The 24823-nt window shown below is 45.8% G+C and carries 14 protein-coding genes; 3 read left to right on the top strand and 11 right to left on the bottom strand.

Going from position 1 to position 24823, the window contains the following annotated elements; translation table 11 throughout:
• Nucleotides 1–8: 8 nt before the first annotated feature.
• Nucleotides 9–1166, bottom strand: a complete 1158-nt coding sequence (locus J2X75_RS18540; protein ID WP_310338824.1) for a response regulator — start codon at nt 1164–1166, stop codon at nt 9–11.
• A gap of 172 nt (nt 1167–1338) precedes the next feature.
• Between J2X75_RS18540 and J2X75_RS18535 the strand changes: the two genes are divergently transcribed.
• Nucleotides 1339–1836 (top strand): DinB family protein, encoded by a 498-nt coding sequence (locus J2X75_RS18535; protein WP_310338821.1) that lies wholly within the window; start codon nt 1339–1341, stop codon nt 1834–1836.
• Between the two features lie 248 nt (nt 1837–2084).
• Entirely contained in the window at nt 2085–3155 is a 1071-nt protein-coding gene (locus J2X75_RS18530; RefSeq protein WP_310338818.1) for an SDR family oxidoreductase, read from the top strand.
• 55 nt (nt 3156–3210) lie between these two features.
• Here J2X75_RS18530 and J2X75_RS18525 read toward each other — a convergent pair whose 3' ends face one another.
• From J2X75_RS18525 to J2X75_RS18480, 10 genes are all read right to left on the bottom strand, one after another.
• Entirely contained in the window at nt 3211–3588 is a 378-nt protein-coding gene (locus tag J2X75_RS18525) for a winged helix-turn-helix transcriptional regulator (protein WP_307541111.1), read from the bottom strand.
• A gap of 31 nt (nt 3589–3619) precedes the next feature.
• A complete protein-coding gene (locus J2X75_RS18520; RefSeq protein ID WP_289390727.1) occupies nt 3620–4039 on the bottom strand; it encodes a MarR family winged helix-turn-helix transcriptional regulator in 420 nt (139 codons plus the stop codon).
• A 65-nt stretch (nt 4040–4104) separates the two neighbouring features.
• Nucleotides 4105–4839, bottom strand: coding sequence for an SDR family NAD(P)-dependent oxidoreductase (locus tag J2X75_RS18515; protein ID WP_310338809.1), 735 nt, complete (start codon nt 4837–4839; stop codon nt 4105–4107).
• Nucleotides 4840–5195: 356 nt separating this feature from the next.
• Nucleotides 5196–6149: an SMI1/KNR4 family protein gene (locus J2X75_RS18510; RefSeq protein ID WP_310338806.1), complete on the bottom strand. Its 954-nt coding sequence runs from the start codon at nt 6147–6149 to the stop codon at nt 5196–5198.
• Nucleotides 6150–6363: 214 nt separating this feature from the next.
• Nucleotides 6364–7989: a rhamnogalacturonan lyase B N-terminal domain-containing protein gene (locus tag J2X75_RS18505; protein ID WP_310338802.1), complete on the bottom strand. Its 1626-nt coding sequence runs from the start codon at nt 7987–7989 to the stop codon at nt 6364–6366.
• A 355-nt stretch (nt 7990–8344) separates the two neighbouring features.
• Entirely contained in the window at nt 8345–9217 is an 873-nt protein-coding gene (locus tag J2X75_RS18500; RefSeq protein ID WP_310338799.1) for an AraC family transcriptional regulator, read from the bottom strand.
• Nucleotides 9218–9385: 168 nt separating this feature from the next.
• On the bottom strand, nt 9386–11494 hold the full coding sequence (locus tag J2X75_RS18495; RefSeq protein WP_310338796.1) for a TerD family protein: 2109 nt from the start codon (nt 11492–11494) through the stop codon (nt 9386–9388).
• 339 nt (nt 11495–11833) lie between these two features.
• Complete coding sequence (locus tag J2X75_RS18490) at nt 11834–16027, bottom strand: DUF8202 domain-containing protein (RefSeq protein ID WP_310338794.1); 4194 nt, start codon at nt 16025–16027, stop codon at nt 11834–11836.
• 323 nt (nt 16028–16350) lie between these two features.
• Entirely contained in the window at nt 16351–20151 is a 3801-nt protein-coding gene (locus tag J2X75_RS18485; protein WP_310338791.1) for a DUF8202 domain-containing protein, read from the bottom strand.
• A 177-nt stretch (nt 20152–20328) separates the two neighbouring features.
• The gene (locus tag J2X75_RS18480) at nt 20329–21465 is read right to left on the bottom strand and encodes a response regulator (RefSeq protein WP_310338787.1); all 1137 of its coding nucleotides are present in this window, start codon (nt 21463–21465) and stop codon (nt 20329–20331) included.
• A gap of 177 nt (nt 21466–21642) precedes the next feature.
• Between J2X75_RS18480 and J2X75_RS18475 the strand changes: the two genes are divergently transcribed.
• Nucleotides 21643–24738, top strand: a complete 3096-nt coding sequence (locus J2X75_RS18475; protein ID WP_310338785.1) for a hybrid sensor histidine kinase/response regulator — start codon at nt 21643–21645, stop codon at nt 24736–24738.
• Nucleotides 24739–24823: the final 85 nt, after the last annotated feature.

Below are 24823 nucleotides of genomic sequence, written 5' to 3'. Positions count from 1 at the left end.
TTCATTAATTATTTTTTCATGACTTTGGTTAAACCGAGCTTCCAGTCCTGATACCATTCGGTAATGTCCTCACTGATCGGTATCTCCAAATCTTGCTCCATTCTGGTGGTTAAGAGACGATACTGCTCCTCCACACCGAGATCGTTGTGCATTTCATCATATAACTTCATTAGCATAAAATAACTTTCTTCTTCATCCGGAAGCATTTGCTGGATACGTTGTGTACTCTCGATCACTTTCTCCACCAGCCCATGCTGCTGGTAATACAGACTTAGTTGTCTCATATGATACAGCCACAGATAGCGTAATCTTTCCCTCTCAGGTTCAGCCCACATGTATTCATAATTGCCAAGATAGGTACCCTTATATAGATGAAGCGCTTGCTCATAGGCATGAACGGTACTTGCGTCTACGACTTTCCATTGCCTGATTTCCCGTTCCCACTGCTCACTATCCAACTGAGCCTCACCCAATTCGAGTCGATAGCCTGCCTCCAGGTGTCCACTCTGAATCGTGATCATATCCATATTGCAAGTTTTCAGGGTTTGGCGGACATGATAAATCGCAGTGTAGAGTTGGTGTGCCGTCTTTTCCTCTTCCATTCCCGGCCACAGAAGCTCCAGCAGAACACTGCGATGGACGACCTGGTTCCGGTGGTGAAGCAAGTATGCAAACAGCTCCTGCGCCTTGCTTGTACGCCATTTGGCAACCTGGATATCCTTTCCTGGAAGCTTAAACTGAATCTGATTAAAACAGCAAATTAAAGGTACGTTTGTATCCTTTGACCGCTGCTCCCGTTTTACGCTCAGTTTCTCTCTTACGCGGCTTACCGTCTGCTTCAATCGATCCTTTTGGATGGGCTTCATCACATAATCCAAAGCCTGTAATTCGAAAGCATGCACCGCATATTGATCGTAACTGGTCACAAATATAATTTCGGTGCCCGGTGTTGCCGTCTGAATCTGTCTTCCCAGATCCATACCATCCATCTCCGGCATATGAATATCCAGAAATACAACATCAGGACGGTGCTCCACAATACCCGCCACAGCCTCTGTTGGATTCATATATGTAGCAATAATTTCAATGCCGCTTACTTCTTTTTCTAGTGATTTTTGAAGGCCTATCAACGCTAGACGTTCGTCGTCAACCAATATCACTTTCACAGGAGCTTCCTCCTCGACCCTGAGGCCTTGAGATTTATTTTCACTATTATATCATAGGCATTTTAAGTATTATGGTTCTCATTTCCCAATTTCAATTTCTAGCAATTTAATTGTATAATGCTTAATAGAAGGCAGGTTAACAGATCCGGTCTGGAAGAGAGGAAGGTTCCAAATGTCAGATGCGAATCAAAGCTTTGGGCAAGCCCTTGTCAAATCATTAGTGGGGGAACGCGGTCATATCCGCATCGCTCTTGCACTACCCGATATCGATGTCACACTTGCTGCTCGAACGCACGAGGCCATGCCTTATACGATCTATCAGTTGGTGAAGCATATGCATTATTGGCAGCAATTCATGCTCGAACACTTGGAAGGACGCAAGCCCCAGCCCCCTGCGAACGTGAGTGAGAGCTGGCCTGAGGAGAAAGGCCCACAGGACGAAGCAACCTGGAAGGCAGATATTCAGGCATTCTTGGATGGGGTTGATCAAGCCGTAGCCATTGCAGAAACAGCACAATTAGATGAGCCACTACTTTATTTCCCCGGGGAAACCAAAGCAGGACTTCTGCGCAATATCGCCTCCCATAACTCGTACCATCTAGGGGAGATTGTTCTGCTGCGTCGCTTCTACGGCGCATGGCCGCCTCCAGGTGGCGGATATCCGGCGTAAACCATAGTTACATCAGATCTATTGAACGAATATACAGACACATCTAAGCTGTGAAAGGGCGATAGTCCCTTTTACAGCTTCTTGTGGTTATAGGCAAGTAACATGCATTGAAGTGCCAATTATAATGCTCTTGCCCTGCACCGGGCTCATATATTACTTCAAAGTACGTATATGACTTTGAGGTGCGTACTTCTCATCCGTCTTTTTCTGACCCACAATATAAACAGAAGAAGAGAGGAGCATGTCCATTGAAACCCGAACAATCCGTTACCCGTCACACCGCACTTGTCATTGGTGCTGGAGGCGTCATTGGAAGAAACCTTATTGATTATCTGATGACACTTCCGCAATGGAATGTCATTGGTGTATCTCGCCGCGGAGGGGAAGATGCCCCTGGGTTACGTTATATATCAGCTGATTTACTGAACGAAGCAGACACACAAGACAAACTGAGTCATTTAACGGCCGTTACGCATATTTTCTACGCCGCGTATCAGGATCGCCCAACCTGGGCCGAATTGGTGCAACCCAATCTGGCTATGCTCGTCAATGTGGTGAATGCGATTGAACCGATTGCCCCAAATCTCGAACATATCAGTCTGATGCAAGGTTATAAGGTGTACGGTGCACATCTGGGGCCATTCAAAACACCTGCCAAAGAAACGGACGCATATCATATGCCTCCTGAATTCAATGTCGATCAGCAGCTTTTTCTTGAGGATCGACAACCTGGAAGCAGCTGGACCTGGTCAGCTCTGCGCCCTTCTGTTGTATGTGGATTCGCTCTGGGTAATCCAATGAACCTTGCCATGGTTATTGGTGTCTATGCGTCTATCTCCAAGGAACTTGGCTTGCCACTTCGATTCCCTGGAAAACCAGGAGCGTATCATTCGCTGCTTGAAATGACTGATGCCACATTGCTGGCTCATGCAACCGTATGGGCAGCAACCAATCCTCGCTGTGCCAATCAGGCATTTAATATCACCAATGGCGATCTGTTTCGCTGGAATGAACTATGGCCCAAAATCGCTGCATTTTTCGAATTGGAAACAGCACCTCCACTGCCCCTTTCACTTGCAACAGTGATGGCAGATAAAGAAAATCTTTGGAATTCCATAATTAAAAAGTATGGTTTGGTAAACACCCCTTATGACGACGTCTCTTCTTGGGAATTTGGAGACTTTGTCTTCTCGTGGGATTATGACTTCTTCGCGGATGGTTCCAAAGCTCGCCGCTTCGGATTCCATGATTTCATTGACACTGAGGCTATGTTTATGGATATTTTCAGAAATCTACGTGATCGCAAGATCCTTCCGTAACTTAGATAAATGCATAATAAGCCGATTCCTGAATTCCAGAATCGGCTTATATAAGTCACTCAACGTCAGTAGTAGTTGGCGGCTTAAACAGAATTTTCCCTCGATCACCATAAACATTCTCCACGTGTATATCGCCCCACCTACACATTAGATGAAGAATCTCTTTAAGACTCCATCCATACTCTGTTAACTCATACTCCACTTTAGGTGGGACCTGGTGATGGGAAATACGGACAATAACCCCCGCCTCCGTTAGTTCACCAAGTTGCTGCGTCAACACTTTCTGAGTGATCGCAGGGATCAGTTTCATCAGCTCACCATTCCGTTTCTTGCCAAAGGTAAGATGGAATAGAATAACAGGCTTCCACTTTCCCCCGATCACTTCAAGAAAAGCTTCCACTGCGGTGTTATATACTTTGAGCGGTTCCTCCATATCACCTTCTGTCTCCCTTCCAGGCTATGGCTCAATCTTCCCGATTCATCTTCTCAAAAATATGGACTAATTGCGCTCGATCCTCTTCGTTTAATTTCTGGAATAAATTCTTACGCAGCTTCTGGCCCTCCAATATTGCTCTTCCGAGGACTTCGGCCCCTTTATCCGTAATGTTCAAATAAATAATGCGACGGTCCGCTTCATCTACCATTCTGACGACTAATTCCTTGGCTACCATCTTGTCAGATAAATAACTGAGTGTAGGCGGAGTGAACCCTAAAATTTTTGCAATGTCCGAAGGTCGGCTTTTTCCATTTTGATGGAGATGGCTGAGTACAAGCACATGAGAAACACCGAGGTCCTCATTGAATGATTTGTTCCATTGTATGATTAATTTATTGGTGAAATTATCCATGTTGTGTATAAGCTCAAAAATGTTCTGTTCTTCCATTAGATCCTCCTCGAAAAAATAAACAACAGCCCTAATCAACTTAAGGGCTGTCATCATTTTACACGCTATTGGGCTGAGTAGCCACCATCGATCACCAGTTCAGATCCTGTAATGTACGAAGAATCATCCGACGCCAGGAACAACGCGGCTTTGGCAATATCGATAGCCTGGCCCAGACGCTGCAGAGGCGTTGCCTGAATTAATCGTTCAAGCAGTTCCTTTGATGTGTTCAAGGATTGGGTCATTGGTGTTTCGATGATCCCAGGAAAAAGAGCATTCACCCGAATACCTTGACGTCCGAAGGTCGTCGTAGCGGCTTTGGATAATGCACGTACCGCGCCTTTGGATGCCGAGTAATGGTTAAAGCCTTGTCCAATCAAAGCGGTGTATGATGAGATATTGACGATGGAACCTTTCTTCTGGGCCGCCATATAAGGAGTGACATGTTTCATGCCAGCGAATGGGCCGAAGCCATTAATGGAGAGCATTTTCTCCCAATCCTGTGCATTGATTTCCTCAAATGGCTTCTCCGAAGAAATGCCTGCATTGTTGACCAGAATATCAATTTTCCCAAAACGTTCATTCACTACTTTCGCCAGTGCCTGCCAACCTTCATCCGAAGATACATTCAACTTCATTCCGTACACATTCTCTTTTTGGCTTGCTTTCTCCAGAGCTTCCTCATTAATGTCTGCTGCAATGACGATGGCGCCTTCCTGCGCAAAAAGATCAACCATGCCCTCCCCGATTCCCGAGGCTCCGCCAGTAATAATGGCTACTTTATTATCTAATTTTCCCATGTGAATTGCTCCTAACGTATTTTATTTATTTGTAAGTAACAAGGGCTACTTTGTCTTTCATTCTTAACATGATGCGTAAGCCCCTTTCTTGAAGAAACCAAAGTATTTAGACATATAATATTTAGATGACTAATTATTATATGTCTAAATACTAGCAAAGTAACTGCCTTAATGCAACGAGTACAGCTCTATATACTTATTTTGGATATCTTAGCGAAGCTAATGCAGTTGAAAAAAGCTCGGTTTGGGCGACATTTCCGACTTATCACGCATAACTAGGCAACAAAAAAACTGCATCCGTCATTACGGATGCAGCCTTTTCAACTTTTCGTATCAAGAGAAGCTCATACCCTTACTTACAGTGAACCTTCAAGGTTTGCAGGTTGATTTTCCTCATTCAACAGACCTTGAATAAAGGTTTCAAAATTGGGTGCAAGCCAAGTAATCTTGTAGCTTTCTTTTTTATCCACATGAACAACCTCGGGCTCACCAGCATTGCCGGATTCACGATAATCCAGCATCACCACCTCCGAATCGGAAGGGCACTCACAGATAACAACACCGATTTCGGGGTAACCCCCCTGCTCGATAATAAACCGGCTGCCAGTTTCACCACCTAACGAATGCGCTTTCTCCCGCCCAATACCCAGTATACCCGCGACCTCAACGCGGACCTTCTTGGCAGCCTCTGCTTGGCTAACAGGATAATACCGATAGTGGGGTACACCGCCATTATGTAATTTCATCATGTTAATATAGGATGTTGGCAGCTTAAACACCAACTGCTCCTCCACTGACTCGACCTGTTCATCGGTAGGCGGGGCCAACACATATTTATCCACGGCTTCAGCACTGTCATTCCAAAAACCCATTGGTTCCAGATGGCTAACGCTAACAGGTGGGGTTGAGAGTTCATAGACAGATGGGACGTTATCCACGAGCTTTTCTACGGATTCCTCTGCTGTTTTGCTTCGAATCCATCCCAGAAACTCCAGCGTATCTTCATCCTCAGGGTCCAATTCATCCGCTCTTTCGAACGCTTGCAGCGCATGCGCATATTGCTCGAGATAATAATAAGCCAGTCCAATCCGATAATGCCAGAGTGGGTCACCTGAGCCCTCTTTAGCAACCGTCAGGAATTGTTCAACCGCTTCATCATACCGTTCCAGGTTATTTAGCGCTCGTCCCAAATGGTTAACCAGCTCATAATCCCTTTCTTCCACAGGAATCGCTTGAATTGCATCTACAATCTCCTGAAATTCATCTTCTTCATGCCACTCTTGCAATTGAACCAACAGATCGTCTCTCATTCTCTTTTCCTCCCCGTTCATTCACTCATGATTACGTATTGAAAATTATACCACTATCCGGATCACCATCTCCAGCAAAGCTAGATCCTTAGGGATATCATGAATCGATATCTTTTCATTTCCGATGACAAAGCCAAAAGAGGTAACCTGAACCCGGTTAAGAAAACCAGGCAGGCTACCTCCTCTATTCCTTCCACTATATTGAATTCTTCATTCAATTCAGCAACTCAACACAATCGTAGACCCAACCTGCACTTAACCAGTTACCCAAGTCACTGGAACCGCTGATTGGCGTAATCGTGATGGTATTGGAACCATTCACGAAGTAGGATGCTGGAACATTCCAGCTAAAGGTTGTGTTGTTCCCACGATACGTACCAATGGTGAAGCTACGAGAATTGGGCTGTGAAGATGCAGCAGGATTGGTTAAAGCATGTCCATTAACCGTTACGCTAGGTCTGCCATTATTGTAGGCTGCGGTAATCCCGATATTGAGCATATGGGAAGATGCCGCTTGAGATGCATTCAAGTTAAACGTTATTGTGGTTGGTGAATTCTGCCCACGGAATTGGATTGCCGGGAATCGATTGGTCGCGCTACCGGTAGCATAGGTGACAGGTCCCCAGCTTGGGTTGCGACTATCGGAAGGGTGACGAATCGGAATCGTCTGTCCATTCAGGAGCTCCCGTGGCGTACCATCCCAGTTACCGATTCGCCAGATGTTAGAGGCTTTACTTGGGTCATTGTTGATCGTACGTGTATTCAGAGTCGTCGTTTGTCCTGCCGTGACATTAACCGTTTCCGTATATACAGCCAGTTCTCCCTTATATGCTGTCATGGTGTACGTCCCCGGAATCATGCTGTATTTGGCGGCCGCTCCACTTGAAGACGTCCCCACCCAATACTGGGCATTGCTATTGGCAAACCCAATCGTGTACGCATAACCCGTATCCATTCCGGAGAGACCATTAAGCACCACGTTCCCCCGACTGGATACCCAACCCTGCAGATTCAGACCAGACATCCAGCTGAAGTCGGGTACACTCGGCGTACCGCCCGTTGTAAAGATCAAAGCATACGGCCCATGCAGACCCAGGCGCCAATTCTCCGTCTGTGCATGTCCCGAGTTCATATAATTATAGACTTCCGTCTCTGTTCCACTTTGGAACTGGATATCACGGAAGAATGGACCACCAGAGCTTTTTTCCCGATTGCCGTAGGCCATAAATACACCGACGCCATTACCCGTAACTCCACGAACGGATAAGTCTTTGGCCTGATCATTACCATAATATTTCGAGGCACTCTGACCGTTTGCGAAACCAAATACATCCTGACTCTCGATTGCTCCTGTGTTACCTCGATTATTGGAATTCGCCGGAACACCTGTCAACACACTACCATTACCGCGGAAAATGTACCGTAACTCTCCGATCGAAGGTTGAGCCGTGATATGCGTTGCCATGTATATGATGTTCTCGCCACCACGCGAAGCATAATAGTGAGTTAGTGTGCTAGTGGATACCGTGATTAACACGGTTGATCCTGAAGGAGAGGTGTTCCACGTCACATTGGCGGAGGAGCCCAAACCTGAGCCAATATGCGATCCTCTATTGCTGTTCAGCTCCGTACCGTTCATTTTGGCCGATATAATATCGCCATTGGTTTTGTTCACCACATAGACTAATCCTGATCCGGTGTTTACTTCGATTCTTGAGCCGTTATCGGAAACATTAATGGTTGCCGCGTGTCCGGTAGATGCAGGGTATACAGCAGCTGTTGCAATCATGACGACAATTAAAAACAAACCAAGTGCCTTTCTCAATATACTTTTGGTCATGAGTAAATCCCTCCTTGGAACTCATTAGATAAAGCGCTTACATTATAATGTATAATAACTGACACTTCCGTCTCATATCGATATGTCTGCTTTGTGAGCCTGTCCATAATCAATGGAATGTTATGTCTGCGTGCGTATAGAATAGAGTCATCACTTCATGTAAATCTAATCTCGCCACCCCCTTTTTAAATCACTCTTCTAAATACAAGTATTCTTACAATTCCAATAAAATAATACCATTATATTACATATGTTCGCAATGAAAACGGCTCTTATATCTGATAGCTAATTCTGCATACAAAAAAACGCAGCTTCAACAAGCTGCGCCCGCAGATATCATCAAACTAGAGACGTATCATCTCTTCCGAATAGGTATCCATATCTCACTTCTATATTGCTCTACAGTAACATCCTTGTGCTCATTCCATAGCATTTCCGGACCCTCACTCAACTCATAGTCCGATGAAGGAAACCACTCTGCGTAGATCCGGCCCCACACCTCCTGAAGCGTACCAGGAAACGGACCCACGACAGTAAATACTGCCCACGTTGAAGCAGGAACCTCAAGCTGTGCCAAGCCCTCAGGTGCTTCTTTTGTCGTAGCTGCGCCAATGTAATGATCCAGTTCTCCCTGTTCTGCCATCCGCCCCTCACTGAAATGGGCCGAAGCACTGATCAAGCCCAGGGGCTGGACGTTCGATGCCCCCTTGATCGTATCAATCAATTCCGGTGTAAGGCTCTGGTACATCGCAGCGATCTCTGGATTTACCCCGTGAAATACAATTGGCACCCTTTTACGAATACCCACGATTCGAAACGCCTCTTTATCCTCAATACGGTAGTTCATTTCGCTTCCTCCTTGAATGGTCAGTTGAAATGTCATCCGTGGGAAGGCTTTAAGGGATGGACCATGGTTTCTCGCTTCGGAGGGCGTAGTGCCATGCATGCTTTGAAAAGCACGCGAGAAAGAATCCGGCGATGTATACCTGTACTTCAGCGCAATATCAATGATTTTGCTGTCACTGTGGCTTAACTCCATAGCTGCAAGTGTCAAGCGGCGACGTCGAATATATTCCGAGAGTGTTACACCACTAAGAAAAGAGAACATGCGTGTAAAATGATATTCCGAGCAGCAGGCAATCCGGGAAATCTCCTTCATGTCCACGACGTCCATCAGATGCTCCTCAATATAATTCAAGGCTTCATTTAACCGCCTCAGCGTATCCATATCATCCCTCCCACGTTAATTTAAGCTTAGCAAAGTCATTCTCTTTGCATCCGACATTACCTGCACCATTCTGTAGGCTCTTTGCACCCAAACCAGAAAAAAGAGCAGCATCAGCTACTCTTTTCTAATCTTGATACTCACATAACGCCAGTATTTAAGTCAAACAGGTCAAACCAGATACTCCGCCATAATTTGCTCGATATCGTACGGTGTAACGCCTTGATCCACCGAATAGATTGTATCCGCCTGATCTATTGTATCCACCAGTTCTCCTCTAGCTTTGGCATGGAGCATGAACAAGTCATGCAGATCGGGTTTGCGTAAAGTCGTTAGTGCTTTACCCATCAGCACGATACCTTTCTGATTCCCCTCTACGTTATTGTAGTAGTCCGGATATCTGGTCAGCGCCAGGTCTGTCCAGATGACGGTGCGTTCGACCAGGTCCACAATGACAGGGATCGCAATCTGCGTATCCGCGGTAATATCGATTTTGTTCGCTACGGTAGACGGTTCGAAAATATCGCCAGACCCCGGCTTCTTCCGCATCATCCACCCTACAAAACATTCGGGCAGATCACAATACGGATGACTTGTAAACGAAAGCAGTGTTGCCACCACATATCGTCCACCATAGGCCACGATGGATGGAATATGCAGATCAATGAACTCACTTGCTCCGTTAGGTGCAGTCACGATATCTCCGCTATGGACAGCCTTATAGTTAGAGGATCGCAGATTCGTATAGGAAATATGCTCCACATAGTTCCAGTCCTTATCATACATCACCGCAGACAAGTCAATGTCCACGCGCCCTGTAGACTTTCCATCCACGTTCCCCTCTTTCCACCAGTTGAAGAAACGAATGGTATCACCCTCTGCCATCGGCACACGGCTTCCACGAACGATGGTATGCAGAGCCTTGCTCGCCGATCTCTGGGAAAAGGGTACCAGATAATCATGAAGCTGTGGATCGACATAGGTCTTCCCAAGCGGGGAAAGGTTTGCGAATCGCTCTACCAGCGCCTGCTCGCATAATTGCACGACATCTTGACACGTGCCTTCATCGATCTCTGGCAGCTCATTCGGAACGGCAAAAGCTTTGGCTACATTGCCTTTCGGGAAGAAGACACGCAGATCCTGCGGTTCATTACGGCGGGCAAAATGCTGTCTCACCTGCAATAACACCGGGGTAGATACTTGCTCCAGTACCTCACCAAATGCCAGCAGTACATACGCTTCATCTTCGGTCATCCGCAACAAGTGATCCAGTCTTCTCGCGAATTCGCCTGGACGCTGTGACAACAGATCAATCAGACTCCAAACATTCCGATATTGGAAGGCAAGTTCCACACTTCCATTGAAGGTCGAATAGGGTTTATTATTACGCAAAATATCAAAGGCTTCTTCGCACCGTGGATACCTAAGCTTATATTCCGAAGGATGCAGAATTTCGCCGAGACGAATCCAGCGATCTTTATAACGCAACATATCCTCCGTGATGGAGCTACATTGCTCCAGCAATCCGAGTAAAAGGCGTCTCTCACGCCGTTTAAATTTTCGGAAGGGAGCAGCCGTTGCGAGGCTGACATCACCATTGGACCAGGCAACAGCCAGACGCAGGACATCACTTGCCGTTTTGAAATACGGACCGATTCCGTCTATGTTCGCTTTTTCATGCTTCAACAACGAGCCGACCACAAAGCCCACATTTTCTTTGAACGGAATCTCAGCGGGTAATAGCGCATCCACGTCTTCCGGGTCCGCATGCTCCAATACCGTGTCGATATCCGCCTTGTCTGTTTCCGAGATGGAACCTTTTGCTTCAATGATCTGACGGATGAGCGTCTGGAATGCTTGCTGGTTTCCCAAACCAATGACTTTCAAGTCCGTCTTCTCCAGCAAAGGCATTCGCTCCACAGATTGTTGATCCGGATAGACCACAGTCAGGTTGGTCAGATAATGAATAATTGCATTAAGGTATAACTCCGCTTCATCCGCTTGCATCACCTGCATTGGGAATCCTGCATACATCGGTGTGTACTTCACATGTGCGCCGACCATGACTCTTAGATCAGCCACAAGTTGAATATATACTGTTTCAAACTGTTCCTTGGACAGCTGCCGCATCGCCTGCATTAACTCATCCGAGAAGGTGTATCCGAGTGCTTCAATATTTTTGAGGGCAGTCGCCAGGTGTGTCTTCGGCAACTGTTGTTTCCCTTCGTTTGATTCAATAATGAGTTTGTTCGCTCTGCGCAAATAAATCGTATTGTTCATGATAAAAGAGTCCAGGAAAGCCACATCCCTATATAACGTGAAAGGTTAGGGTTAGAAGGAAGGAATGTGATAGCCTGGACGCCTCCTCTCTGAAATGAAATCTTCAGGAGAGCTGCGACCCTATGATCTCCAATGATTGTAGAAGGAAGGATCGCAATAGCCTGAAGGCCAGCGGTTCGAAGTTTCTCACCCGAACCTCTGGTGAACCCATCATCTCAGATTCCACGATCTGCCAACAGGGCGAAAGTATTACGACATGAATTTAAGAATTTAATGAAAATAGAAAAAAGCCTTTGCCGACCCCCAATGTCAGCAAAGGCTTTTCATTTTAAATTGTGTTTATTGATCAATCAAGTTTGTTACTTTCAACATTCTTGCAATCAATGCAGTGACCTCAGCACGGGTCATCGTAGTCTTCGGACTCAGAACCTCTGGTCCATTACCTTGGATGATTCCGGCTGCAATCAACTGGGCTACATCTTCTTTCGCCCAATTTGATACATCCGCTGCATCACTGTAACGTTCCAGTTCAGAGTTCATCTGATCCGGGCTAATTGCCGCTTCCGGTTCAATCAGACGATACGCACGAGCAACCATGGCAAATCCCTGCTCACGTGTGATCTCCTGATTACCGTAGAAGTTACCATTATCGTAACCGCGAACGATACCGAATTCATTCGCAAGGGCTACCGCGGAGCGGAACCATGCCGAATCGTTAACGTCAGGGAATAGATTCTGTGGTGCATCCTGACGCATTAAGCCCAGTCCAAGCACAACAATCTCGGCAAACTCGGAACGAGTAACCTGACGGTTCGGTGAGAATGTGTTATCTCCGTTACCTTTCAAATCCAGTCTTGCAGCGATGTTGTTCACATCAGTTTTACCCCAATGAGATCTGGCATCTTCAAAATCCTGCGGGTTCCAGATGACCGAATAACTTCCGCTGCTACGCAAATCATTAATGAGTGCATAGTAACGACTATCGATCTTGGTAACAACCGTTGGTACATGGAAGATGCTACCGTCCGGATTAATGATTACGCCTGTAGTAATCCGGTTCGGATCGATACCTTCTGGAAGTGCAATATACTTCGGTGCATAGCCGTTCAACTGGCCGGATCTAACTGTCTGTCCATCTTTCGTAAATGTAAGATCCAGATCGACCGGATTCACCAGAAGCTCATACCCTTCGGTTGCAGCCTTGTTTTTCGCGCTGCTGATCAAGGCATCCGAAGAACGTGCAATGTCGACATGTACAGCAATATCTTTCATTGCAACGTTGCCCAGTTGCTTGGACACACCGTTCAGGTCCATTTTGCCACCAGGTACCGGATAGATCGCCAACGGATTGCTAATGTTCAATTTGGAACCTTGATCTACTAATTGTTTCAGTGTTTCGAGGGTTAAACCATCCACCTTCATATCCCCATCATTCGGCGAATGAATGGCGAACTGCTGACCTGTGCCTTGTGACATGGCAACATTCAACTTGGCTGGATCAACTTGAACCAATGTTTCTTTGTTGTCAGATGGTTTGGATGTAGCAAATGGTTGATGACTGCCATCCCGAGTTGTTTCCAAATTATCCTTCACGGGTGCCGTTGGTGTTGGTACTGGCGCAGGGGCAGGTGTGCTTCCACCGTTACCTCCCGTATTTCCACCGCCATTGTTCCCGCCGCCGTTGTTGCCTCCACCATTGTTACCATTGTCACTGGATGCTCTGGTGATAACCGTAGTGTACTCCGTCTGCAAACCATTCGTATCTGTAACTCTAATGACAATTGTGTTTGAACCTACCTTAAGTGCAAGATCATCACTACTATTGCCGCTCTCCACTTCCTTCCAGATTCCATCATGCAAAATCTCAATTTTGTCTGCAGAATCAGGAGCAGTCGGGTAAATACGTAGATTGTACACATCATTGGTTACCGTTGCTGCGTAGTTGAATTGGTTTGGATCAAATGCTTGGTTCAACGCAATATTTTTCCCAAATGAATCGGTCAGACTGAGCTGTGTCAGTGCTTCTTTTACAATAGTAAATGTTTTCGTTTTCGTAACGGAACGTCCTCCGTCCACTGCTGTTACCTCAACGGTATAAGTGCCGGGTGCCAGATCTTCATCCAGATGATAGGACCAGTTTGGGTCCCCAGCATTCCAGATCAAACTTCCTGCAACATCAACTACATTTCCATCCGCATCTTTCAACACTGCACTCAGCGTATCTGTATCCGTATGGACCGTACCCGAAACCGTTGGCTTCTTATCTGAAGTGCTCCCTGCTGGTTCAGTAATCTTCAGCGCGCTCGCGAAGGGGTCTTCCAAATCGAATTGGAAATCATGAACCAATGTCCCTTCTGCTCCCTCGCCTTTTAGATAGCCAGATGTTCCATTGTAAGCAACGTTAACCTTCTCATCACTTGATAATTTAACCGATTCGGGCAAGGTCAAAATCAATTTTGTAGGATCAGATCCATCGATGACAGCTCCGACAACTTCTACGGTTTGCCCACCTACCGTAACTGTAAATGCACTACTTAGATCCACTTCAGAAACTACTTCGATACTTTTATCAAAATGAATGGATATCGTGCTTTCGCCCTCGATGAAGCTGCCGCTGTCCGCTTTGGGTTGATTCTTGACCAATCCATCGATTGCATTATCCAATACACTTAACAGGTCATTTACCTGAGTCTGTGTTACCAAAGGATTGCTCAAAAGTGCCTGTGCCTCTTGGACTTTGGTTTGCAATGCATTCCATGAATCAGTCGTGTAATCACCATTCGATAAAGCTAAGGCTTCTTTCACTTTTTTCGCTAATGGCATTGTATTGACTGCATGAATAGCCTGATCGAATTCATCAACCTTGAGTCCGGTTAACGCGTCCCTCAACGTGCCACTACCGTCATAGTTAATTGTAATTTCTTCTCCCGATTCAAGCTGAGCTTCCGTCAGAGGGATGGAAATCGTAGATCCATTAGCTATAAATTGACTCAGATCATCATACACGGTACCTCCAACTGTGACGGTGAAGCCCTTCAAATCATCCGATTTCACGTCACGATTGAAGGTTAGATTCAAAATTCCATCGTCATTGACTTGCGATGTTAGCAAGTGAGCATCTTTAGGTTCCGGATAAGCAGCTGCAAACGTGAAGTAAGAACCGTCCGCAAAGTTGGAACTGTTTAATGTAACCTTTCCATCCGTTACTGGATAAAAGGTATCATTGTTGTCAAAAGAGTCATCTTGGCTAAGAATGATGTAGCTTGGTTTTAAGCCTTCAGCATCGTCCACTTGAAGTGTGATATCTTGATCATTCCAGTTCGTTTTGTCCACCTGATACGAACGATCCATGATCTTTACACGAAAGCCATCTTTCACGATGGGTGCACTTACATAAGATACGGTATCGTTCGCGCTCTTGTCTGCAAACATAAAGAAGGAGTTGTTATCCATCGTATTCTCATTGTCAACATTATCTGAATGAATCGTATCTCCAAGAGCAATGGCTACATTTGAGCCGACTCCTTGTGACTTGGATTGTTTCTGGTCCTGGGCACCCAAGTCATCCCGTCCGATCCCGGTAATGCGATTTTTGTAATCTGCCTGGTTCGACGAATTCCAAAAAACAGTACCTTCTTCTCCGTTCCAATCACTGGCAACATAGTTGTCTGCTAAAGTGATTCCGTATTTTAACCCCAAGTAGCTGTACACTTTAGTTCTTTCAACGTCCTGTAACTCGCGATTATATAATATCGTTTCCGATATTAGTCCATTAAACCTTCGATTATGCCCTGCTCCGAAGTAGTAACCCGCAGCACTCGTGGCACTATTAAAGTTCGCTGTTCCTGCAGTTGTTTTATCGATTAACTTCGTATTATTTAAATACATCCCAAAGTAATTCTCAGTGCGAAGTACATTGAAAATATCTGCTTGCCCTAACTGATACGGGTTACCTGCATTATTTCGAATCAATTCGTCGTTCCCTGCATTGCCAAATGAAGATCTGATTACACTTGTACTGTACGTGTCGGTACTTCCTTGGCCGCCAAAATGCCAAGGGAAACCGCTCGCAGCAGCTCCTTGAATGGAAAATGCCTCACGAGCGACATCCGTTGTATGGAAAGGCTCCCTGACATAGTATCCTTTGTTACCATCAATTAATATACCGCTGTTAAAGTTAATGGCACCTGTAACCAAGGTGTTAGGATTTACGATACTCCACACATTATCATGTTCTACATTGGGGTCCAGATCTACCAGATCGGTCAAAGAAGTGATTTTACTGCCGTCAGCTGCCAGATTCATACTTTGCTCAACATCAATCCATGATATGAGTCCATCGCTTACACCACCCGGATATCCCCCTGCGGTAATCGCGGTACTGTTGGATACAGGATTTTCAGTATCTGCATGAGCTTCTATGGCTGGAAACAAAATTGGTGTAGGCAATATACTCGCAACCATCACCAAAGAAAGCACCCTTGACCATACTCTTGTCATTTTGCTGTTGCGCAATTTCTTATTGTTCTTCAAACACATGTCACACCTTTCGACTAATATCTAATTTTAGCTAAATCATTCTTCTCATAATTCCTTTCAGGATGTCTGATTTACTAGATTGTGTTAATTTTGAAATACTTCATTGCTTATTCTACACTGAGCCTCTTACCAAACTCTTACCAAGCTATACGATAATGAATACAAACGATAGAAAGGAGGATATGAGGGTGGATAACCTTTTATCATATCCTCTAGCAGGAGACACATAGAGTTCAGCTGCTCCAACGTCAGTTCAAAAAATAAAAAGCCTTTGCCGACCCCCAATGTCAGCAAAGGCTTTTCGTTTTAAATTGTGTTTATTGATCAATCAAGTGTGTTACTTTCAACATTCTTGCAATCAATGCTGTGACCTCAGCACGGGTCATCGTTGTCTTCGGACTCAGAACCTCTGGCCCATTACCTTGGATAATCCCCGCTGCAATCAATTGGGCTACATCTTCTTTCGCCCAATTCGATACATCCGCTGCATCACTGTAACGTTCCAGTTCAGAGTTCATCTGATCCGGGCTGATTGCTGCTTCCGGTTCGATCAGACGATACGCACGAGCAACCATGGCAAATCCTTGCTCACGTGTGATCTCCTGATTACCGTAGAAGTTCCCATTATCGTAACCGCGAACGATACCGAATTCATTCGCGAGGGCTACCGCGGAGCGGAACCATGCCGAATCGTTAACGTCAGGGAATAGATTCTGTGGTGCATCCTGACGCATTAAGCCCAGTCCAAGCACAACAATCTCGGCAAACTCGGAACGGGTAACCTGACGGTTCGGTGAGAATGTGTTATCTCCGTTACCTTTCAAATCCAGTCTTGCAGCGATGTTGTTCACATCAGTTTTACCCCAATGAGATCTGGCATCTTCAAAATCCTGCGGGTTCCAGATGACCGAGTAACTTCCGCTGCTGCGCAAGTCATTAATGAGTGCATAGTAACGGCTATCGACTTTGGTAATAACCGTTGGTACATGGAATATGCTACCGTCCGGGTTGATGATCACGCCTGTTGTAATCCGGTTCGGGTCGATCCCTTCCGGAAGCGCAATATACTTCGGTGCATAACCGTTCAGTAGCCCAGATCGAACCGTTTGTCCATCTTTCGTAAAGGTGAGATCCAGATCGACCGGTGTGACAAGTAGCTCGTATCCTTGGGAAGCGGCTCTTGTTTCGGCGCTGTCAATCAACGTATCCGATGAACGTGCGATGTTGATATGGACATCGATATCGTTCAACGCTGCATTACCAAGCTGTCCGGATACACCGTTTAAGTCCATTTTGCCGCCAGGTACTGGATAGATCGCCAGCGGATTGCTAATGTTCAATTTGGAACCTTGATCTACTAATTGTTTCAGTGTTTCGAGGGTTAAACCGTCCACCTTCATATCCCCATCATTCGGTGAATGAATGGCGAACTGCTGCCCTGTGCCTTGTGACATGGCAACATTCAGCTTGGCTGGATCAACTTGAACCATTGTTTCTTTGTTGTCAGATGATTTGGATGTAGCAAATGGTTGATGACTGCCATCCCGGGTTGTTTCCAGATTATCCTTCACGGGTGCCGGAGTTGGTGTTGGTACTGGCGCAGGTGTAGGTGCTGGTGTGCTTCCACTGTTGCCTCCTGTATTTCCACTGCCGCCATTGTTGCCTCCATTGTTGTTACCATTGTCACTGGATGCTCTAGTCACGTTGATTTTATACGCCGTAACATTTCCAAGTGAATCCGTTACTCTAACAACGATCTTATTTCCGCCAACTTGAAGCGGTAAATTCTCACTTGCACTACCACCTGTAACCTCGTTCCATTCTCCATCTCCAACAGCTATTTCAATCTTCGCAAATGGATCAAGTGCCGTTGGCGTGAGTTGGAATTGATATACGCTATTCGGAACAGAAATGGTGTAGGTATCTTTAGCCGGATCAAAGGCCGGAGACAAGCCTCCCACGGAAGGGACCAGTGTTTGCAAGGTAGATGTATCCGTACCAATCACTTTGGTAAGTCCTGTTCTAGCGTTAGTCAGATCTTGAAGTGCCTTATCTACCTGCGCTTGATTCGCTGTCAGATCACTCAACACTCGCTCTGCTTCATTCATCGCATCTTTGAGTGCTTCCCAGCTCTCTACCGTATATTCCGTTTCGGTTAGATTTTCACCCTTGATTCTATCATATTCGTTTTTTAGCACTGACGTGTCGATACCAGTACCAGGCTTTTTGATAAGACCTTCTCGGGCATCCACCAAATTCTGATGCGCTTTTTCCACTTGCTCTGGTGTTGCATTTTCATCGTCGAACACAGATTGAGCAACTTCTAACGCATTTTGCAGCGTTTGCCATGATTCTGGCGTGTACTCCTCTTTGTCCAGTTCGCCTGTTTCAGTCTTACCGTTAATCTCATCGATTTTGGCTTTCAACTTCGACTTATCAATAGCAACAACATAACTTTTCGAATTGGACTCTTCTGAATCTGAATAGGCTGGATTGTTCGTCTTCGCTGTTACTGTCACTTTGTAGGTGCCAACTTCTAGCGAGGGTACTAATTGCGACAGATTAAGCGCCGTTCCGGTTACTTCCACCATCCGCTTCGTGCCGTCTTCCAGTTCGATTGTTACTTCATATTTGTCTGCATGCGCAACTGCTTCCCATGTCAACTCATCGTCGATCAGTGTGACGTCTGGTACCGTCAAAGGAGTAGCAGCAGTTGCAATGGTAAAGTAAGAGTTCGGACCGAAATTTGAGGTATTAAGAGTTACTTGGCCGTTCTCAATTAAATGGAATGAGTCTTGTCCATCAAATTGAGCATCCTCGCTGATCACAACATATTGAGGCAACGCCGGGTTACCTCCCGTTCCGTCTACCTGAAGTGTAATCTGTGATTCAGTCCAGTTTGCTTTCTGTACTTTGTAGACACGCTCCATCCCAAGCAGTTTTTTCCCATCTTTCGTAATTGGTGTTTTGAATTCAGTACTCGCTCCATTGTCACCAAACGTAAAGAAAGAAGAGTCCTTTGAGAATTCATTTTTATTTGCAGAATTGGTATCCTCAACACTGTTGCCCAATGCAATCGTCAATGTAGATCCCTGTTCCTGCGCTTTGGCTTGTTTCTGCATCAATCCGCTCTGATCATCTCGACCGATGCTTGTAATGCGATGGGTGTAGACTGCGTTCTCCTGGGCATCCCAGATCGTAGCCATGTTTGAATCGACATATGAATTTGCTGTCGTCTGATCCAGCGTATACCCGTATTTTATCGCCAGATATGTGCTGACTTTTTGGCGTTCTGCGTCCGTCAGAGCATGGTCAAATACGATGATTTCTTCAATCGTACCCTCCCAATGCCCACTATTGGCCGCAGTTGCCGGAATTAGCTTACCAACTACGGCTCCGTCCGAGTTACCAGTATTCCACGCCTTAGCAGTATCTTTTCCCCAACCACCCAATTCCTGTACCTGCTTCATTTTACTGTACAATCTAGCTATATTCGTTCCAGTGTCCCCACCTGTCCAAGTAACAAATAGCTCGGTCGGGAACGTCATTCCCATAAACTTGTCGGGAGTATATAAAGTCTGGTTAGGGTCACTGTTAAATGTCGTCAAGCCGCCCCTTGCGTCAACTTGAAGCATCCCCATACCCGTATAACCACCCGTTTGTACTCCCCATGAAATAATATAATTGAGGCCTCCAGTTTTATTGGTTCTACTAACGGTAATGATCGATCTAGGGCTCTTCCCTTGAGGAAGCTTACTTACATCCAGATTCATAAAACTACTCGTGCCGTTATATTCCAATACCGGATTGAAATTGATATTATGATTTTTATCATCCCAATAGGTCGGTTGATTAGCTTCCGTACTTTGAGTTGCGTTGTTTATTTTACTGCCTTGATCTTCCCAGATACTCACCTTTTGGCCACTGGCAACTCCCATCCCCAGATCTGATCGTAGCCACAGTGCAGAGGCACCAATTCCACCTGGACCAACAGGAGTCTCATTAGTCGCCTCCGCTTGAGCCAAACTCATGGGCAACGTTCCAATCGCCAGAATAAAGGAAAGAACCAGCATGGAAATTCTTTGCCATGGTTTCTTCCGGATTTTTGCTGTGTACATAGGTTCCTCCTACTTAATATGTTATTTTTGGACTGCTTACTGACTCAAAACATCATCTCTACCCTCATTTTGCTTATTCTACACATAGCCTCTTACCAAACTCTTACCAAACCTTTCGCTAACAAATACGACAAAAAAACAGCCCTGCAAATGAAGCTGCAAGGCTGAATATTTCAATTAAATATTCGATTGTTTCCATTGTTGGTACCACAACTCAACTTCCAAGCCAGGACGTATGCCCGCCTCTTGTTCTAATGTGGTAACCAACTGATTATATTGTGCGATTACAGGATCTTTATTGCCTAATCGATCATAGGTCTTCATTAAGGCCAATCCGACTTCCTCCAATGATGGCTCGAATTGCTGTACCCGGTGATATAGCGTGAGTGCTTCCGTATTCTGTCCCAGATCGATGTAATATTGTGCAAGTTGCATGGCATGATTACGCCATAGTGCATGCAATCGCTGGCGCTCCAGCTCAGCCCATACGTAATCGTCCTCGCCATAATATTTGCCTTCATATTGATCTGAGGTATGCCGATGTTCAGCTATTGTAGACGAAGATAATAGAGGCAATCGGTTAAGACGACTTTCCCATTCTTCCACGTCAATCCTGAATTCACCCGTTTCCAATAGATATCCAAACTGTTGATAACGAATGACCATCCTGTCCTCACCCATGAATTCGTTCATCATGCTGCGTAAGCGATGGATGCCACTGTGCAGATTGGATATACCTCTCCGCTCATCCAACTCTGGCCACAACAGTTCAAGTAGCTTATCCCGCTTAATCGGTTTGTTCCGATGGTGGAGCAAATAGGCAAATAACTCTCTAATCTTGGTTGTTCTGAACTTCATATGTTTTGGCGGCTCATTTGGGTGCACTTGGACTTGGAGCATCCCCAGACAACGGATTAACATGGATGGCCCTTCTGCTATATTCAGACTTGCTGACACCGTTCGGCGTTGATACATCTTCATCGTTTTTTCCAAACGGTCACGCGTTACAGGCTTCATAATATAGTCCAGCACTTCAAGCCCATAGGCCGTCAGTGCATGTTCGTTATATGCGGTTGTGAAAATAACTTCTGTTCCAGGAGAAACCTCATGGATACGTTCGGTCGCCTCGATCCCGTTCATCCCCGGCATTTGAACGTCCATGAAGACGATTTCCGGAAGATGAATTTTGATCTGATCTATGGCCTCCTGTGCCGTCAGAAAAGAGCCGATAACTTCGCAATCCTCTCTCTCTAGCAACAGTTTGTTCAACCTGCTCAGAGCGAGATATTCATCATCTACCAAAATCACTCTCATATGCACAACTCCTCTGGCTCACTGATCATCCTTTAATCTATAATTTTACCATAAATCCTGATGTGGTACCGCTATCATTTGAATATAGAATCTATGTTCCGGTATTCAAAAAAATGTTCTTCTTTGGCAGAGGGCATGCAGGAATTTGAATTAAACTGTCGAAAACTAAAGTCTGCCATGAAACCAATAACCTATAAAAAGATACCCCGATATGTATTGCTGTCGATTCTATTTCTGACTATTTTGCTTGGCTTTCGCTGGATATGGTCCGAGTCCTTCACCATACCCGCACATCCTGAACCTACTAAAGGCGTGTTGGATCTTCGAGGTTGGGACCTCGCCAACGCTTCACCCATATCCCTGGATGGAGAATGGGAGTTTTATCCCCAAGCGTTAATCTCTAATTCTGACGCGAAAATAGCGGATAACCTATCCACACGGATTCAAGTTCCCGGTGACTGGCGTAATGCATTACCACAATCCTCATCATCGTTCGGATATGGGACGTACCGTCTTCGCATACTGTTAGATCCATCTGTGGAGGAAGTCTCTCTCTGGGCTCAGAAAATCCAGACATCATCGATCATCGAGATGAACGGGACCATTGTTGCCGAATTCGGCCAACCTGCCACTCATGCCGAAGCCTATCGACCAGAAAGGACTGCATTTACGACTTCCTATGTGCTTGACGGTTCTACCGAACTCAATCTTTTGGTGCAGACAGCCAATTTTGACGATCCTTATAGCGGAGGGATCACACGCTCTCTCTATTTTGGTTCTCCAGAAGCCATTGGAAGTGAACGAGGACTATCCATTGACTTGCAAAAGATTACATTCGCCATACTGATTTTGCACAGCCTATACGCTTTTGTCATGTTTCTGTTTATCCGAAAGGAACGAGCTCTGCTGACGTTCTCGATGCTAACACTGGTAGCTGCCCTAACGGTCGCTTCCGACCATGACAATCTGTTATTGAGTTGGATTCCACTCAACTTCACTTGGATCGTTAAGGCCAAAGCGTTGTCTTATCCGTTGTTCGCATTCTTTCTTTTACAGATGGCTAGAAGCTTCTCCCATAATCTACAATGGCGTAAACTGTTCCGTATCTATGCCAGCGTGCTTGGCGTTTACTGTTTATTTTTACTCGTCGCACCAGTGACCCTAATTTATCATGTACTTGAGATTGGGCTTTCTGATTTCCTCTATCTGTTTGCCATCGGCTGGTCTGTTTACCTGTTCTTCCGAATGGCAGCTGATAAACGAAGTGACGCAAGCTTTTTGCTCTTCGCAGCGACGAGTAGCTTATCCAGCGTACTGTGGGGAATAGTGAACTCACATAATGAAATTACCAATGTATATTATCCAATAGATGTTATTGCGGCCATATTCGGTTTCTCCGCCTATTGGTTCAGAAAATACTTTCGCAATTCAAGTGAGATTGAGAAGTTGTACGAACAGCTCAAAGAGGAGGATCGACAGAAGGATCAGTTTCTTGTGAATACGGCTCATGAGCTGCGTACACCGCTGCATGGCATCATCAACATTGCCGAGAGCATTGCAGTCCGTGAACGGCGTAAATCAGGTGGTCAGCAGGCCGAGGACATGAAACTGTTAGTTACCATCGGTCGACGCATGTCTCAACTCGTTGATGACCTGCTTGATGTGATTCGTCTGAAGGAGAAACGTATTAAACTTCAAAAGAAACCACTTTCCCTTGCATCTGTCATCCCAGGTGTGATCGGTATGTTCCGGTTTATGGCAGAGGGAAGGCCGGTCCACATGAAGGTAGATATTCCTGAATCACTGCCATTGATTCAGGCCGATGAGAGAAGACTTGTTCAGGTACTTTACAACCTGTTGCATAATGCACTCAAATTTACCGATGAGGGTACAATTACCGTCTCTGTTCAGGAACATGGAGAGAGCATTTTAATTCAAGTCTCAGATACAGGTGTTGGCATAAGTGAGGAGATACAACAGCGAATATTCGAGGCGTATGAACAGGGAACCCCAGAGGCTCGCTTAAGTGGAGGAATCGGCCTCGGTCTAAATATCAGCAGACAGCTCATTGAACTCCATGGCGGACAGCTCACCGTGCAATCTGTACCTGGGCAAGGATCGACCTTCCAGATCTCGCTTCCACGGGAAGACACCGTATCGCTATCGGACCAGACTGAGCAGCAATGGGACGCTCACAGCTTCGATGAAATTGCGATTGCAGAGCCGCAGCAGCAGACACTATCTCAATCTCATGATAAGACTGCCGCAAGAATTCTTGCCGTCGATGATGATCCTGTTAACCTGCGAGTACTGATCTCCATGCTTGCGAATGAACCTTACCATATTCAACCTGCAGCCTCGGCGCTTGAGGCACTTGAATTGCTGGATAAGGAGCCGTGGGACTTACTGATTGCCGATGTCATGATGCCCCATATATCCGGTTATGAATTGACCGAGAACGTACGCAAGCGTTATTCGGTATCCGAGCTTCCCATCCTGTTGCTGACGGCCCGTAACGAACCAGCGGATGTTTACGCCGGATTCATGGCCGGTGCGACGGACTATGTCACCAAGCCCGTGGATGCCGTTGAGTTGAGGCATCGCATTGGATCACTGATTGTGCTGAAACAATCCATCGATGAGCGGCTGCGCATGGAAGCTGCTTACTTACAAGCACAGATCCAGCCCCATTTTCTTTTTAATACGCTCAATTCAATCATGGTTCTTAGTGAGATGGACACAGAGCGAATGCAGAAACTGGGCGATGCCTTTATCGAGTATCTTCAGACCAGCTTTCATTTTGTCAATTCGGAGAAAATGGTGGAGGTCACTCATGAGTTGGATCTCTCCCGCGCCTATCTCTACATTGAGAAAGAACGATTCATGCATCGGTTGAACGTCAGCTGGGATATTCCGGATGATCTTGATCTATCCCTGCCGCCACTCACCATTCAACCGCTCATTGAAAATGCAGTTCGACATGGTATTTTAAACAAAGTGGAGGGTGGAACCGTGCATATCCGGATCATCAACCAAACCACGTCCACCTTGATTGAGATTGAAGATGATGGTGTAGGGATGCAACCGGAACAGATAGAACGGGCATTGGCATGGCCGAAGAAGGGACCAGGGGGAACCGGAGGCATTGGATTAACCAATACGCATCGCCGGTTGACCCAGATGTACGGACAAGGTTTGACCATCGTCAGCTCGCCGGGCCAAGGTACGAAAGTTTCCTTTGTCATCCCTTTGGACCGCAGCATAAGAGCCTGAGCGATAAGATCGTTCTATGACTCTACAGCCGTATACTGTACGATCGGTATCCGTATGCTCTGTGTAAAAGGTCTAAGGTGAACGC

The organism is Paenibacillus sp. 2003 (genome assembly GCF_031455635.1).
GTDB lineage: Bacteria > Bacillota > Bacilli > Paenibacillales > Paenibacillaceae > Paenibacillus > Paenibacillus amylolyticus_B.
The sequence above is the reverse complement of the archived record's forward strand: the minus strand, read 5'-3'. Positions and strand labels throughout refer to the sequence as shown.

Excerpts from the sequence above, each read along its gene's own strand:
- J2X75_RS18535 (WP_310338821.1), top strand. The coding sequence starts at position 1,339 with ATGTCAGATGCGAATCAAAGCTTTGGGCAAGCCCTTGTCAAATCATTA.
- J2X75_RS18525 (WP_307541111.1), bottom strand. The coding sequence starts at position 3,588 with ATGGAGGAACCGCTCAAAGTATATAACACCGCAGTGGAAGCTTTTCTT.
- J2X75_RS18520 (WP_289390727.1), bottom strand. The coding sequence starts at position 4,039 with ATGGAAGAACAGAACATTTTTGAGCTTATACACAACATGGATAATTTC.
- J2X75_RS18515 (WP_310338809.1), bottom strand. The coding sequence starts at position 4,839 with ATGGGAAAATTAGATAATAAAGTAGCCATTATTACTGGCGGAGCCTCG.
- J2X75_RS18510 (WP_310338806.1), bottom strand. The coding sequence starts at position 6,149 with ATGAGAGACGATCTGTTGGTTCAATTGCAAGAGTGGCATGAAGAAGAT.
- J2X75_RS18505 (WP_310338802.1), bottom strand. The coding sequence starts at position 7,989 with ATGACCAAAAGTATATTGAGAAAGGCACTTGGTTTGTTTTTAATTGTC.
- J2X75_RS18500 (WP_310338799.1), bottom strand. The coding sequence starts at position 9,217 with ATGGATACGCTGAGGCGGTTAAATGAAGCCTTGAATTATATTGAGGAG.
- J2X75_RS18495 (WP_310338796.1), bottom strand. The coding sequence starts at position 11,494 with ATGAACAATACGATTTATTTGCGCAGAGCGAACAAACTCATTATTGAA.
- J2X75_RS18485 (WP_310338791.1), bottom strand. The coding sequence starts at position 20,151 with ATGTACACAGCAAAAATCCGGAAGAAACCATGGCAAAGAATTTCCATG.
- J2X75_RS18480 (WP_310338787.1), bottom strand. The coding sequence starts at position 21,465 with ATGAGAGTGATTTTGGTAGATGATGAATATCTCGCTCTGAGCAGGTTG.
- J2X75_RS18475 (WP_310338785.1), top strand. The coding sequence starts at position 21,643 with ATGAAACCAATAACCTATAAAAAGATACCCCGATATGTATTGCTGTCG.